The sequence below is a fragment of the Vibrio maerlii genome, assembly GCF_003415655.1.
Lineage (GTDB): Bacteria > Pseudomonadota > Gammaproteobacteria > Enterobacterales > Vibrionaceae > Vibrio > Vibrio maerlii.
This window is the reverse complement of record NZ_QRHC01000010.1, coordinates 93,564-108,221: the sequence shown is the minus strand read 5'-3', so window position 1 is coordinate 108,221 and position 14,658 is coordinate 93,564. Positions and strand designations below refer to the sequence as shown.

At 46.7% G+C, this 14,658-nt stretch carries 12 protein-coding genes; 4 read left to right on the top strand and 8 right to left on the bottom strand.

Going from position 1 to position 14,658, the window contains the following annotated elements:
• Positions 1 to 15: 15 nt before the first annotated feature.
• From gspG to gspC, 5 genes are all read right to left on the bottom strand, one after another.
• Positions 16 to 459: a type II secretion system major pseudopilin GspG gene (gene gspG, locus DPF91_RS16910; RefSeq protein WP_117235622.1), complete on the bottom strand. Its 444-nt coding sequence runs from the start codon at positions 457 to 459 to the stop codon at positions 16 to 18.
• 160 nt (positions 460 to 619) lie between these two features.
• The gene (gspF, locus tag DPF91_RS16905; RefSeq protein WP_117235621.1) at positions 620 to 1,840 is read right to left on the bottom strand and encodes a type II secretion system inner membrane protein GspF; all 1,221 of its coding nucleotides are present in this window, start codon (positions 1,838 to 1,840) and stop codon (positions 620 to 622) included.
• Entirely contained in the window at positions 1,840 to 3,324 is a 1,485-nt protein-coding gene (gene gspE / locus DPF91_RS16900; RefSeq protein WP_277392958.1) for a type II secretion system ATPase GspE, read from the bottom strand. Before gspE ends, gspF begins: the two co-directional genes overlap by 1 nt.
• Positions 3,325 to 3,332: 8 nt before the next feature.
• The gene (gene gspD, locus DPF91_RS16895) at positions 3,333 to 5,375 is read right to left on the bottom strand and encodes a type II secretion system secretin GspD (protein ID WP_117235693.1); all 2,043 of its coding nucleotides are present in this window, start codon (positions 5,373 to 5,375) and stop codon (positions 3,333 to 3,335) included.
• 97 nt (positions 5,376 to 5,472) lie between these two features.
• Positions 5,473 to 6,396 (bottom strand): type II secretion system protein GspC, encoded by a 924-nt coding sequence (gene gspC, locus DPF91_RS16890; protein WP_117235692.1) that lies wholly within the window; start codon positions 6,394 to 6,396, stop codon positions 5,473 to 5,475.
• Positions 6,397 to 6,572: 176 nt separating this feature from the next.
• Here gspC and hslR point away from each other — a divergent pair, with 176 nt between their 5' ends.
• From hslR to DPF91_RS16870, 4 genes are all read left to right on the top strand, one after another.
• Positions 6,573 to 6,959 carry a ribosome-associated heat shock protein Hsp15 gene (gene hslR / locus DPF91_RS16885; protein WP_117235619.1) on the top strand — a complete coding sequence of 129 codons (387 nt, stop codon included), beginning with the start codon at positions 6,573 to 6,575 and terminating at the stop codon, positions 6,957 to 6,959.
• Positions 6,960 to 6,973: 14 nt separating this feature from the next.
• Positions 6,974 to 7,870, top strand: coding sequence for an Hsp33 family molecular chaperone HslO (hslO, locus tag DPF91_RS16880; protein ID WP_117235618.1), 897 nt, complete (start codon positions 6,974 to 6,976; stop codon positions 7,868 to 7,870).
• A gap of 333 nt (positions 7,871 to 8,203) precedes the next feature.
• Entirely contained in the window at positions 8,204 to 9,832 is a 1,629-nt protein-coding gene (gene pckA / locus DPF91_RS16875) for a phosphoenolpyruvate carboxykinase (ATP) (protein WP_117235617.1), read from the top strand.
• 192 nt (positions 9,833 to 10,024) lie between these two features.
• Positions 10,025 to 11,896, top strand: a complete 1,872-nt coding sequence (locus DPF91_RS16870; RefSeq protein WP_117235616.1) for an AsmA family protein — start codon at positions 10,025 to 10,027, stop codon at positions 11,894 to 11,896.
• A gap of 337 nt (positions 11,897 to 12,233) precedes the next feature.
• Here DPF91_RS16870 and DPF91_RS16860 read toward each other — a convergent pair whose 3' ends face one another.
• The 3 genes from DPF91_RS16860 to DPF91_RS16850 all read right to left on the bottom strand — a co-directional run bounded on the left by DPF91_RS16860 (position 12,234) and on the right by DPF91_RS16850 (position 14,575).
• Positions 12,234 to 13,151 carry a bifunctional GNAT family N-acetyltransferase/hotdog fold thioesterase gene (locus tag DPF91_RS16860; RefSeq protein ID WP_117235615.1) on the bottom strand — a complete coding sequence of 306 codons (918 nt, stop codon included), beginning with the start codon at positions 13,149 to 13,151 and terminating at the stop codon, positions 12,234 to 12,236.
• A gap of 73 nt (positions 13,152 to 13,224) precedes the next feature.
• A complete protein-coding gene (gene dtd / locus DPF91_RS16855) occupies positions 13,225 to 13,659 on the bottom strand; it encodes a D-aminoacyl-tRNA deacylase (RefSeq protein ID WP_117235614.1) in 435 nt (144 codons plus the stop codon).
• Positions 13,631 to 14,575: a virulence factor BrkB family protein gene (locus tag DPF91_RS16850; RefSeq protein WP_206355581.1), complete on the bottom strand. Its 945-nt coding sequence runs from the start codon at positions 14,573 to 14,575 to the stop codon at positions 13,631 to 13,633. The genes dtd and DPF91_RS16850 overlap by 29 nt, the downstream gene beginning before the upstream one ends.
• Positions 14,576 to 14,658: the final 83 nt, after the last annotated feature.

The window sequence follows — 14,658 nt, the reverse complement described above, 5'->3', positions numbered from 1 at the left end:
AACGTTAAGTGCTAATTATTGAAAGTCTTGAAGGTTCCAGTTACCGATATCGGCATTTGCACCCTCACCACCCTCTTGGCCATCTGCACCAAGCGTAAAGATATCTACTGCACCGTTATCACCAGGGCTGATGTATTGGTAGTCGTTACCCCATGGGTCAACAGGTAGACGCGTAATGTAACCACCATTTCGGTAACGACGTGGCTCAGGGTTGCTTGGTTTATTCACCAAAGCATCAAGACCCTGATCCGTTGTTGGAAATACACCATTATCCAGTTTGTATTCCATCAATGCGTTCTCGATAGATGAGATATGCGACGTCGCAATCTTTTGGTCAGCACTCTCTTTACTACCAATCAGGTTGGGTACAACGACACTGGCCAACAGGCCAAGAATCACAACCACCACCATGATTTCAATGAGGGTAAAGCCTGACTGTTTCTTCATTTTGTTTTTCATTTTTCTCTCCAAAAACTTATATACAATCGTCATCTTCGAGCGCGAGTCGACGAATGCATCGGGGATCTCTTTAAGGGATCCTACTAAAATCGTGTACGCATTTAGTCGATTCCCTATCTCGTTAGCTCCTTACTGAGGGAATGACTTTTATTTCAATCCGTTATCTACTCATTAAGTTGTTCATATCCAAAATTGGCATCAGAGTCGCCATCACGATAAACAGCACCATTCCAGCCATTAGGGCAATAAGAATCGGTGTGAACAGACTTAGGGATATGTTGACCAAAGACTCGAAGCTTTTATCTTGGTTATCTGCTGCCCTTGAAAGCATCGACTCCAACTCACCGCTCTGCTCACCACTGGCAATCATATGCAGCATCATTGGTGGAAACAGCTTGGTTTGATCAAGCGCGCTTCTCAAGCTTGCACCCTCGCGAACATTCTCTGCAGCATTGGTGACCTGCTGTTTCACAAATTGATTACTCATGACATCCACTGCGACCTTCATCCCCTCTAAGATAGGGATTGCAGAGGAGGTACAGATAGATAAGGTTCGCGCGAATCGAGAGGTGTTCAAACCACGAGATATCTTGCCCACAAAAGGAAGGTGAACAACACGCCTATCCCAACTCAAGCGAGCACTAGGCTGACGCAGGATAATCTTCGCGATGTAGAACAAAGCAATCACTACCAGCGCTACTATGACACCGTAGTTCTGCACAAATTCACTCGCAGCCAACAACAACTGAGTGGATTGCGGGAGCTCTTGCCCCATCTGAATAAACTGACCGACAATCTTTGGCACAACAGCGGCCAATAGAAAGGCAACAATGCCGAGTGCGAAGACCACCAGCACAATTGGATAGATCATCGCTTGTTGGAGCTTGGAGCGCATTGCTTGGCGATTTTCTGCATAATCTGCCAGTCGCTCAAGTACCGAATCAAGGTGACCCGACTTCTCACCGGCTGCCACCATAGAGCGAAACAGGTCATCAAAAACCAATGGGTACTCTGCCAAGCTATCAGCAAGGGTATAACCCTCAATTACCTTGGCTCGAACCGAAGCGAGCATGGTGCGAATTCGCGGTTTTTCTGACTGTTCAGAGACCGCTCTCAAACACTCTTCCAATGGCATGCCCGACTGAACTAAAGTCGCTAACTGGCGAGTTAACAGCGCCAAGTCAGGGGTACTAATACCACGTTGAAAGGTCATTGTAGATGAACGCGCTTTCTTGGCCTTCACCTGGGTCTCTATCACCTCAACCGGGATCAAGTCTTGGTCTTTTAAGCGCTGTCTTGCTTGGCGTGCAGAATCGGCTTCTATCACCCCTTTCTTATTGCGACCACGCTTATCGAGCGCTTTATATTCAAACGCCGCCATTACGCTTCCCTTGTGACACGCATGACTTCTTCAAGCGAGGTAATACCATTAATCACTTTGGCCAGACCGTCACCTTGAATCGCCGGTGTCGTCGCACGAATCGCTCGCTCAATCGCTTGTTCACCAGCTTCACTGTGGATCAGCTCTTGCACCGACTCATCAACGCGCAGTAATTCATGGATCCCCGTTCGACCACGATAGCCTTTGTGATTACAACGCTCACACCCACAAGGCTTGTACAGCGTTAGAGGCTCTTCATCGGTGAGACCAAACAGTTTCTTCTGCGTCGCATCCGCTTGGTAAGGTTGCTTACAATCTTGGCATAGGGTACGCACCAATCGCTGAGCAAGCACACCTAACAAAGATGAAGAGATCAAGAAGGGCTCAACGCCCATGTCTCTCAAACGCGTAATGGCACCTACCGCGGTGTTGGTGTGCAGCGTTGAAAGCACTAAGTGACCGGTTAAAGATGCTTGTACCGCGATCGATGCGGTCTCTAGGTCACGGATTTCCCCCACCATCACTACGTCAGGGTCTTGACGCAAGATCGCACGCAAACCACGCGCAAAGGTCATATCGACCTTAGGGTTCACCTGAGTTTGCCCGATGCCATCGATATCGAATTCGATTGGGTCTTCAACCGTCAGGATATTCCGTTCGTTACTGTTGAGCTCCTGTAAGCCTGCATACAGAGTTGTCGACTTACCTGATCCCGTAGGTCCCGTTACCAAGATAATGCCGTGTGGCCGCTTGATCAGTTCACGGAAGCCATTGTGGTTGCTGTCGGTCATACCCAAGCTATGAAGGTCTAATCGCGTCGCGTTTTTATCGAGTAGACGCATTACCACCCGCTCACCGTGTGAAGATGGCATCGTTGACACACGAACATCTACGGCACGACCACCAATACGCAGTGAAATACGGCCATCTTGAGGAACACGCTTTTCTGCAATATCGAGCTTAGCCATAACCTTTACACGCGAAACCAGCAGCGGAGCCAGCTTACGGCTTGGGGCTAACACCTCACGCAATACACCGTCGACACGGAAGCGAATCGACAGCACCTTCTCAAAGGTTTCAATATGAATATCTGAGGCGGCTTCTTTGATTGCTTCACCAAGCATCGCATTGATCAGTTTGATGATCGGTGCATCATCTTCTGACTCTAACAGGTCTTCATCTTGCGGCAGTTCATCGGCAAGTGAGAAGAAGTCATCATTATCAGCACCAATGTCTTCCATCAACTGACGCGCTTCAGAAGAGTCACGCTGATAGGCCTGAGTAAGTTTAACCTCAAACTCTTGAGCCGAAATCTCTTGCGGGCGAAATGCGGTACGAGCAATACGCTTGGCTTCACCAAGCGCACTCATGTTGATAGGTGCCACGTAAAGCAGCGTTAACGCATCATCCGCAGAGTGGTGGTCGAAGACCACCTTAAAGCGGTTGGCAAAACTAAATGGGAGACGAGGAACAGTCTGCACGATATCGTCTCCTAGTTTGCTGATTGTTGAGCCTGTTGGGCATTAATCTGGTCAAGGAACACTTGGATCTCAGGTGGATGCGTGATGCCCTTACCAAACTCAGGCAATACCGGTACGTTTTCATCCGCTAGAAGTTTTAAACCTTGCTCTTGCTTATAAAGCTGCTCGGCACGGATAAAGTTGTACTTGCGCTGAGTAATACCGTCAGCCGAGAATCCATCGCGAATAATGGTTGGCTTGATGAACACCATGAGATTCTTTTTCTCAACCTGAGTACTGGTTGACTTAAATAGGTGACCAATCACTGGAATATCACCAAGCAGAGGTACCTTAGATTCACTCTCTAGTGCACGCTCATCGATCAAACCACCCAGTACAAGCATTTGGCCATCTTGCACCATCACAGAGGTATTCAACTGACGCTTGGCAAAACGTACATCCACCGCGCCATTAGCCCCTAGTACGTTCGAGACTTCTTGTTCGATCTGTAGTTGAACCGAATCACCCTCGTTGACTTGAGGCACGACTTTCAGCTTGATGCCCACCTCTTTACGATCAACGGTTTGGAATGGGTTGTCGTTGTTTGAGCCCGCCGCAGAGCCTGTGATCACCGGAACTTCTTCACCGACAATGAACGATGCTTCACCGTTATCCATTACGGTAATGCTTGGCGAAGATAGAATATTCGAGTTGGAATCGGTCGACACTGCCGTAATTAATGCCGTCCAATCACCCATAATCACACTCACTGCCGCACCGTTAACACCCGCTAGTGCAGATGCCAATGTTGAGTAGTCACCTTGCTCTGTTGTGGTTTCATTACGAAGAAAGTTTCCATCTGAATCATAAACAGCAGTAGTTGTAGAGGTGTCCTCGGCTTCTTCTAAGCCGACCATCACTTCACCAATACCAACACCGGTGTTGCCATACTGAATCACAGCACCGGTATCTAGCGAGCCCCACTGAACGCCGAGGTTGACACCATCGCCTTCAGCCATCTCCACGATCAAAGCTTCAATCAATACCTGAGCACGACGAATATCGAGCTGAGCAATAACATCTTGCAGCGCATTCATAATATCTGGCGGCGCAGTCAGTACCAATGAGTTGGTTCCTACGTGAGCCGTGATCATCACCTCGCCACGTTTGGCGCTTGAAGCACTATTGCCACTCTGCTTTTCTGCTTGTAGGTTATCTGATACGCCTTTCAGTACATCAACCAGCTCTTCTGCTTTGGCATACTTGAGGTAAACCACCTGGTTGTTACCTTTAGTTGCCATCTCAACATCCAGCTGCTCAATCAAGCGACGTAGACGCTTGCGCACCTGTAGATCACCTGAGATAAGAATCGAGTTAGTACGTTCATCCGCAACGAACTTAGGTTGTAGGAAAGCGGGTGTGTTCTTTTGGTCAGTCGTCTTATTCAACGCATCAACGATACGCACCATCTCAGAAGCAGAAGCATTTTTCAGGTCAACAACCTCGACTTCTTTATCACCCGCCTGGTCAACACGCTTGATGATATCCGCAAGACGGTTCACTACTGCTGCACGGCCAGTAATTAAGATGATGTTAGCTGGGTCGTAGTGCACAACGTTACCTGCACCCGCGTTATCATTGAGCTGACGTAATAGAGGCGAAAGCTCTCGTACTGATACGTTTTTAACCGCTACAACACGCGTAACCACCGCATCACCCGTTACGCTTCTCTCATCACCGATGACAGGTACTGATGAGGTTTTTGCATCTTTAGCCTTGATGACTTTGAGCACGCCATTGTCCATTTCAACAACTGCGAAACCGTATACCTCTAATACGTTAAGGAAGAATTGATAGTACTGCTCTTCATTGAGCACATCGTAGCTACGCACATCAATCTTGCCGCGAACCGATGGGTCGACAATGATCGTTTTCTCGAGGTTGCGTCCAACGATATTGATGAACTCTTGCATGTCAGTGCCTTTAAAGCTGGCACTGTACTCATTTGCCGTCACAACCGGTGCAGTAAATAAGCTCGCTAAAAGCAGCCATGCACTTCGGCGCAGCCAAGGCATACGACTCACTTTACTCGTCATACGCTTTCCTAAGTCAGCTTTCACGCTGTTCTCCCTTATATAATGCTTTTTCTATACGTCTAGCTATGCGCTAAACCTATAGTTCAATATAGACTTGATGCGATTGACCATCTCGTTCAACGGTCAGATTCAGTTCTGTAATGTCGGAAATGGACTGAAAGATAGCGCCCATCGCTTCAGGGTCGGATAGGTCTTGTCCATTTAACTGGGTCGCGATATCGCCACGTTTGAGCCCAACGGCATCAAACAGTTCCGCGTCTTTACCTGGATTTACACGATAGCCAATAATCTCACCGTCTCGTTTTACTTGAGACAGGCGAACGTACTGGAAAATGGTTTGAGGGTTCTCGGTGATCTCGCTACGGATGCGCTCTAGCTTCTCTTCACCAGTACGAGGGTTATTGCCGAAGCGACTGCCTCCAGCATTAGCTGTCGTTGGTTCTGGGACAGCAAGCTTCTTGTACTCGATACCTTCTAGCATCAAGGTTTCATCACGGCCGCTGTTTTCAATAATCACACGATCAATCAATACGGCCTTTAGGGTTGCACGCGTCCCTTCAATGCGCTCACCCACACCATAAGTCGATTGGGTACCGCGATTTGAGATCACCGCTAGACTGCGTTCAGAATTACTGCTCGCCACTGCCCCGACTAGAATCAGGTTTAAGCGTGTTTTTGGGGCTTCAGTTACAACAGGTTGAGCAACGGGTTTTGCATCCGCTTGATATTGACCGAACAAATTGGCTCTTTGAATCGCTTCAACGTCCAAGGTACTTTGACTGGTAGTATTAGAGCCGATTACTGAAGGCTTCCAAGCCTGAGGTGTCGTCACTGGCTGTTGTACGAGCCAGAAGATCTGCGCAAGCATCCAGGCGGATATCGCGAGTAAGATAACCGTCAGCACTATAGAAATTTTGTTTTGGTAAACGGACCAAAACTGAGAGATCGAAGAAAGCTTCAGCTGACTGATAGTTCCTTTATTAAACTCGGCCACTTTCAATGCCTTAACCTCGGTGAGAAAAGGTGTACTCAATTAGAATTCAAGCCATCAGGGTATCATGAATTCAACATTCATAGTGTTAATAATAGGGATTAACTGAGATTTGATCTTGAAAAACGACTAATCCATCACCATTGTTTAGCCGTAACGTTATTATGACAGACCGGTTAACACATATGGCAGCCAACACAGAAGCTGTTCGCCTAGACAAATGGCTCTGGGCAGCACGTTTTTATAAGACTCGCTCCATCGCTCGTAATATGGTCGATGGCGGTAAAGTCCACTACAATGGACAACGCAGCAAGCCAAGCAAAATGGTTGAGCTTGGTGCTGTAATCACCCTACGCCAGGGTCACGAAGAGAAAACCGTCAAGATCGAGCGTATCTCAGATCAAAGACGAGGCGCACCTGAAGCGCAAACCCTATACTCAGAAACGGCAGAAAGCATCACGAAACGTGAACAAAACGCTATGCAACGTAAGCTTCATGCACATAACCCTAGTCCAGATCGCCGCCCTGATAAAAAGCAGCGTCGGGACATCATCAAATTTAAACATCAATAAGCTGGATACATTCAATGTCGAACAACAATGTTTCTACAAACGGCAACGTTTTAAATCGCTACCTATTCGAAGACCTTTCGGTACGTGGTGAATTGGTACAACTGGATAAAGCGTACCAAGAAATCATCTCCAGCAAGGAATACCCAGCAGCACTTCAGAAGTTGCTTGGTGAGCTATTGGTTTCAACAACACTTCTTACTGCAACACTAAAGTTTGAAGGCTCAATCACAATGCAGCTTCAAGGTGATGGTCCAGTATCACTTGCAGTGATTAATGGTGATAACAATCAAAAGGTTAGAGGTATCGCTCGCTGGGAAGGCGACATTGCTGACGACGCTTCTCTGCACGATATGATGGGTAAAGGCTACCTAGTAATCACCATCGACCCTAAGCAGGGAGAACGTTACCAAGGCGTTGTAGGCCTTGATGGCGCTGACCTTGCAGAGGTTATCGAGGGTTACTTCGCAAACTCAGAGCAGCTGAAAACACGTATCTGGATCCGCACGGGTGAGCTAGAAGGTACGCCTAAAGCTGCGGGTATGCTACTGCAGATCATGCCTGACGGCACCGGTTCTCCAGAAGACTTTGAGCACCTAGAGCAGCTAACTGACACCATCAAAGAAGACGAGCTGTTTGGCCTAGAAGCGAATGAACTTCTATACCGTCTATACAACCAAGAAACCGTAAAACTGTTTGAACCTCAACCAGTTGAGTTCTTCTGTGGTTGTTCTCGCGAGCGTAGTGGTGCTGCTATCATCACGATTGCACGCGAAGAGATCGAAGATATTCTTGCAACGGAAGGTTCTGTAGGTCTGCACTGTGACTACTGTGGCACGACTTACTCGTTTGACTCTGCCGACGTTCAAGAGCTGTACGCAGATGCATCAAGTGGTAACGATACCATTCATTAATTTGCATAACGCAAGAAGCACGTAAAACCCCGCAAAAGCCAGCCTGATCGCTGGCTTTTTTTGTGATATAAAGCCAATAAAATCAATACTTAGCGAGCAATTCACTGTGCTTATTTTTTTTGAAATAAGAATAGTTTGTATCTAGCGCCGCCCCCACATTCGAAGATAAAATAACCATGCTGATATGTGACAGGGCGCTTAAAACCATAATATAAATGCGGATATTTTTTGAGCTATATCCCTGTTTTATCCCTGCCTCATTGCTAGCATGAATTACAGATAAAAATAAAAAATTCTTACCAAATCCCTACAAAATCCGATAAAGGAGCACCTATGACTGTTATGGAACATACAAAGGCTGCAACACTTGACCTGACCAAGCACGGTATCTTTAACGCGAAAGAAGTGGTTCGTAACCCTAGTTACGAGACGCTATTTGCCGAAGAGACCCGTGCAGATCTTGAAGGATATGAAAAAGGTGTCGTGACAGAGCTTGGCGCTGTCGCTGTAGACACTGGTATCTTTACTGGTCGTTCTCCAAAGGATAAATACATCGTTAAAGACGCTACCACACAAGAAAACATGTGGTGGACAACCGATACGGTGAAAAACGACAACAAACCTATCAACAAAGAGGTTTGGGACGATCTTAAAGAGCTCGTAACCAATCAACTTTCTGGTAAACGTTTGTTTGTTATCGATGGGTACTGTGGTGCAAACCCAGATACCCGCCTAAGTATTCGTGTTATCACAGAAGTCGCGTGGCAAGCGCACTTCGTGAAAAACATGTTCATTCGCCCAACTGAGGCTGAGCTCGTTAACTTTGAACCTGATTTCGTTGTTATGAACGGTGCGAAGTGTACAAACCAGAAATGGGAAGAGCACGGCCTGAACTCAGAAAACTTCACAGTATTCAACCTCACTGAGAAGACGCAACTTATCGGTGGTACTTGGTACGGTGGCGAAATGAAGAAGGGTATGTTCGCAATGATGAACTACTTCTTGCCACTTCAAGACATCGCATCAATGCACTGTTCTGCAAATATGGGTGCAGACGGTGATGTTGCGATCTTCTTCGGTCTATCTGGTACAGGTAAAACAACACTATCAACGGATCCAAAACGTGCACTGATCGGTGATGACGAGCATGGCTGGGATGATGACGGTGTGTTCAACTACGAAGGGGGTTGTTACGCGAAAACCATCAAGCTTTCTAAAGAAGCTGAGCCAGACATCTACAATGCAATCCGCCGTGATGCATTGCTAGAAAACGTGACGGTTCGCAATGATGGTTCTATCGACTTTGATGATGGCTCTAAGACAGAAAACACTCGTGTGTCTTACCCACTTCATCACATTGACAACATCGTTAAGCCAGTATCAAAAGGTGGTCACGCGAATAAAGTGATCTTCCTATCTGCAGATGCATTTGGTGTACTACCTCCAGTATCGAAATTGACTCCAGAACAAACGAAGTACCACTTCTTATCTGGCTTCACCGCGAAACTAGCGGGTACAGAGCGCGGTATCACCGAACCAACACCAACCTTCTCGGCATGTTTCGGTGCAGCATTCCTAACACTTCACCCAACTAAATACGCAGAAGTATTAGTGAAGCGCATGGAAGCAGCGGGCGCAGAAGCTTACCTAGTCAATACAGGCTGGAACGGCACAGGTAAACGTATCTCAATCCAAGATACTCGCGCGATCATTGACGCAATCCTAGATGGGTCAATCGAAGATGCTGAAACGGCACAAATTCCTGTGTTCAACCTAGAAGTACCTACGGCACTACCAGGTGTTGACCCAGCAATTCTGGACCCTCGTGATACTTACGTTGACCCACTACAGTGGGAAAGCAAAGCAGAAGATCTTGCTCAACGCTTTATCAACAACTTCGATAAGTATACAGACAACGCTGAAGGCAAAGCATTGGTTGCTGCAGGCCCACAACTCGATTAGTCAGCAAAGCTATGTAGATAGCTTAGAGTACTAACTCGTTAACAAGCCCCTTTTTTATTGTATAAAAAGGGGCTTAATTATTGATTCAGCAATGAAATTGTTTCAAGCTGAGGGAAGTCATCCTCGCGCACGAAATATCGGGCCCATCGGGGGAATTATCACAACCGATCGTATGAAAGGATCCGTGCGAGCATGAAGAAAACCATTAGCATCTTGTTCATTGTCATCTGTCTCACCGCAGTATGTCTTGCCTCTTTGCTTTTGGTATTGCAAACCAAACACGCCACTTGGATCGTCAATCGCACACTCGATTACTTAGAGTTACCCATCACCGTCAAACAGGCTCAATACACCTACCCAAATCATTTTGAGCTCACCGATATCTCACTCAACTATCAAGAGGGTACCTCTCTACCTATTGCCAAAGCAGAGTTATGGCTAAGTGAGTCATTACTGCACAATCAGCAGATCAATATTGATTCGATTTTGGTTCAGGGGCTGAGCTTACAAGAGGGTAAAGAGCAAACAATTGCCCTAAAAGAATGGGGGAATCAGCTCCGCTCCCAACAGCACTTTAAACTCCACCAGCTTGCTATTGCTCAGCTTGATTACTCCGATGGTGTTTATGTTGGGCGTGACATCAGCGTACAGATCAAACAGCCACATTGGGAGACAGAGGAACAAATCATTCCCTACGGTGAGATACAACTCTCAGCGGCGCAAGCTTATTGGCAACAGCAAGCCTTTGATAACTTGCTCATTAATCTCGATTACAAGCCTAAAGACAGCACCATCTATGGCTTATCTTTCAAGTGGTTAGGTGCTCAAGTTTCAGGACAAGCAGAGCAATACCCACAAGGCTGGTCACTGGTTAATTTCACCATCGAACAGCTCAATACCTCTATTGATGACTTACAAACACAAAGTGCTGACATGCTGAGTTTGATTCAGGCTCAAGTCACCCACATCAACAGCCTAGATATCATCAATAGCCAACTCACCCACCAAGACCTAACGCTTGAGAACCTCAATCTATCGGCAGAGAATCTCGACCTAACCTCTGATCTTTGGCAACAAAAAGGCTACCTTTCTCTTGCTGCTGACAACCTTCAATGGCAAGAATACCAACTCATTGAGCCCTCGTTTAAGCTCACGTTCGAGAAAGATAAGCTACTTATTGACGATTTTAACGGCGAGCTGTATCAAGGTGACGTTTACCTTAGTGGAGAGTTAACACCAAACTCTCTCCACCTCACTCAGTTATCCATTTCTGGAGTGAAAGCCACGCTCAATAGCGAGTTGGAGGCTCTCTTCACCTACCCTCAATATTTGGAACAACTCTCGATTGATCAATTATCGGTAGAGAACAGCCAGCTGATTCAGATCAACACCAAGCCATACTGGCAAGGGACTGGGGTTAACTTGGATGCCAAACAACTGGAGCTCAAGCGCAATGGCCGCTGGGGTGTATGGCAAGGTGATATTCGAGCCACTGCGAACAGCTTAAGCTTGGATAACATTATCGGTACTCAAGCGATTGTCGAAATGAGCAGTGACGATGGGTTATGGCAACTGAACCGTGCCTTTATCCCCCTAGAGTCTGGGTACATTGAAGGTGTTGGGGAAATGCAATTTGAGCGCCTCAGTAAACCGTGGAAGCTAGAAATTTCTGCCGATGGTGTGCCGATTGATATCTTGAACCACTACATTGAACAGCCCGTCGAACTGGCCGGTTTTGCCGAAATGGATATTAATCTCAATGGATTAGCCGGTGATAACCTAATGCTTGCCCATTCTTTGAGTGGTCAATTGTGGTCTGAGCTAAGAGATACGGAGTTGGTACATGACGAACAAAGCCATCGACTCGCGTTCGAAACCCTAGATTGGCAATTTATCCGCGGAATTGGCAGTCATCAGCCTATCAATGTTTACCTCAATGAACCCTCAGACGCAGCGATAGGCAGTATTGACGGCCAAATTGACCTACTTGATGAAGACAAACGCATCATTACGCTGAGCGTTGAGGTTGAAGGGGAAGTTATTTTGGTAGAGAAGAAGTTCTAGCACTTAATGCTTAGGGTCTGTTGACCTTTCGAGGTTAAATTTTGTTCGAGATAAAATCGTTTTAGGCGCGGCAAGGGGTGTGTAGCCTAGTCACTCTAAGTAAATACCCCTTAACAAAGCATAAAACGATTTTTGCGGGGACGCCTAGTTCGAACCCTTCGGGCAGCGTTTGTGCTTCATTTCTACTGCGTTATCGGCTTCTCATGTAGGCTAGCTACACATCAAAGCCTCTGCCTTGTAGAAATTTTCCACAAACTGCTGCAAAAACCAGCTCAAAAGGTCAACAGACCCTAGTAGATTGGCTTTCTAGGCACTAGAACTTCTCATCCTGGAAACTCTAACGTTCAATCACCTTCTGATAATCCGGCAGCAACATATAAGTTCCGATGAACTCGACCGCGGCTTGGTCACCACTATAAATTGTCACGTTAATCACGATACGCGCCTTACGGCCGTGCGCGAGCCTATCCAAGTCACCACTGATACCATCTAGTGAGGTTTGAGCGACTGGGCTTTGCTCGACGGGATGGCGATAACGGATGCGACTGTCTGCCAATACTATATCGCCCATCAGATTACGTTCTTTCATTAAGAGCCAGGTCATTCCCCACCCCGTTAACGTCGCCAGCGTAAACGCCGAGCCAGCAAACATGGTGTTGTGAGGATTCAGGTTAGGATTAAGCTGAGCACTACACTCAAACTGATAACCGGTGTACTGGTTAATCTTAATCCCCATCTTGTCACTGATCGGGATCTGCTGTTCCCAGCGCTGCTGTAGCTCGCCACACCATTCTGGGTGACGTAATACATCAGGCATACCTTCTAGTGGCTTAACCATCTGTTGGTGACGGACGGGGCCATATTGGTGGCTTAGTTCACCTTGACTCTCAAAACCATTGTTTTGGTAGAAAGCTATCGCATCCTCACGAGCATTACACACTAGACGCTTTGCACCTTCCTGCCGAGCTAAGGACTCCAAAGCGACCATGATCAAAGAACCCAAGCCCTTATCACGACGATTCGGTTTCACCGCCATAAAGCGGACCTGCGCCTCATCATCAGGGGTGATGTAAAGCCGGCCAATCGCCATAGGACGGCCTCGACCATCGACGATCATCCGGTGGTGGCTCATTACATCAAACTCGTCGCGCTCAGAGCCTAGAGGGAGACCCCAAGGTTCGCGCAGCATTTGCCAACGAAAGTGGTAATACTTATTGAGTTGATTGTCTGTTTTTGGAGTAATCAGCTTAAACATTAATTCATAATTCCTAGTGAACAGTCCCTAGTTCCTAGCTCTTATCTCTTGGAGCAGAGAAAAAATTAGATAATTAGACCTGAAGCCAGAATGTAACCGGGCCATCGTTGATAAGAGATACCTTCATATCCGCAGCAAAACGACCACGTTCCGTTGGCAGTACCCCTTCACACAGATCAGAGAAGTAATCATATAGACGCTCAGCATCAGCAGGATGTGCACCGCGTGAAAAGCCTGCACGGGTGCCTTTTTTGGTATCTGCTGGCAGAGTAAATTGTGATACCACCAGCACTTTACCACCGACTTGCTGAACGTTTAGGTTCATTTTTCCGTCTTGATCTTCAAATACGCGGTACGTGGTTACGCGCTCCATGAGTCGCTTAGCTTTTGCTTCATCGTCATCTTTTTCCACACCAAGCAAAACCAGTAGGCCCTTATCAATTTCACCTACCACTTCACCATCAACTTTAACGGCAGCTTCACTCACTCTTTGTATCAGCGCTATCACTCGATTGATTCCCTTGAACATTCAATTTCGATTCTGCAGTAGAGTGTATCATCTCTTCGTCATCACTCCAGTGTTCACGCTCGCCCAATGCAGCGGTGACTTCGGCTCCAAGTAATACGATAATCCACGACATATAGACCCAAACGAACAAAATCGGAATCGCCGCCAGAGCCCCATAGATCAACTGATAAGAAGGAAATTGAGTGATATAAGCTGCAAATCCTTTTTTGCTCAGTTCAAACAACAATGCTGCGACAATAGCGCCACATACAGCGTGTGAAAAACGAACCTTTTGATTTGGCACCAAGATATACAAACCAACAAAAGCAAAGAACGACAACAAAAACGGCAGCCACCCCAGCATCACGTTATAGAGGCCTGTTAAAGTCTCGCTCTCGATAAGCTTCAGTGAGGTTACGTAAGAGGTCGCCGCAATACTCGCTCCAACCAAAATAGGCCCAAGCGTCAGCACCATCCAGTACATTGAAAACGAAAATACCGCGCGGCGTTTAACCTTCACACGCCAAATGTAGTTAAGATTTTTATCGATGTTAGAGATCAGCATCATGGCAGCAACAAACAAGAACACACCACCTACTGCGCTCATTTTGCCGGTATTAGCAACAAACTCGTAAAGGGCGCCCTTTACAGCAGCACCTGCTGCAGGAACGAAGTTGGTGATCACGAAATCTTGTATCGCTTCACCGGCATTCTCAAACAACGTAAAAGAAGACAGAATCGATAGCAGCACCGTTAACATAGGTACGATAGAAAGTAGCGTAATGTACGCAAGGTAGCCGGCGTTAACATTCACTCGGTCATGCTTCATTCGGGTAAGCAAATAGCGACCAAAAGACAATATTTCTTTAGAGATTTGCTCTAATTTCAACTTGTAACTCCTTGTTAACTCAGCCATCCTAAACATTAACATTTAATGAGAAGGAAGACACCATGCGCTACATGCTGACAATGATAATAGCCCTAATTACTCTCACGGGT

What these genes read in the sequence shown, in the direction of transcription:
- gspG (WP_117235622.1), bottom strand. Translation starts at nt 459, where the DNA reads ATGAAAAACAAAATGAAGAAACAGTCAGGCTTTACCCTCATTGAAATC.
- gspF (WP_117235621.1), bottom strand. Translation starts at nt 1,840, where the DNA reads ATGGCGGCGTTTGAATATAAAGCGCTCGATAAGCGTGGTCGCAATAAG.
- gspD (WP_117235693.1), bottom strand. Translation starts at nt 5,375, where the DNA reads ATGCCTTGGCTGCGCCGAAGTGCATGGCTGCTTTTAGCGAGCTTATTT.
- hslR (WP_117235619.1), top strand. Translation starts at nt 6,573, where the DNA reads ATGGCAGCCAACACAGAAGCTGTTCGCCTAGACAAATGGCTCTGGGCA.
- hslO (WP_117235618.1), top strand. Translation starts at nt 6,974, where the DNA reads ATGTCGAACAACAATGTTTCTACAAACGGCAACGTTTTAAATCGCTAC.
- pckA (WP_117235617.1), top strand. Translation starts at nt 8,204, where the DNA reads ATGACTGTTATGGAACATACAAAGGCTGCAACACTTGACCTGACCAAG.
- DPF91_RS16870 (WP_117235616.1), top strand. Translation starts at nt 10,025, where the DNA reads ATGAAGAAAACCATTAGCATCTTGTTCATTGTCATCTGTCTCACCGCA.
- DPF91_RS16860 (WP_117235615.1), bottom strand. Translation starts at nt 13,151, where the DNA reads ATGTTTAAGCTGATTACTCCAAAAACAGACAATCAACTCAATAAGTAT.
- DPF91_RS16850 (WP_206355581.1), bottom strand. Translation starts at nt 14,575, where the DNA reads ATGGCTGAGTTAACAAGGAGTTACAAGTTGAAATTAGAGCAAATCTCT.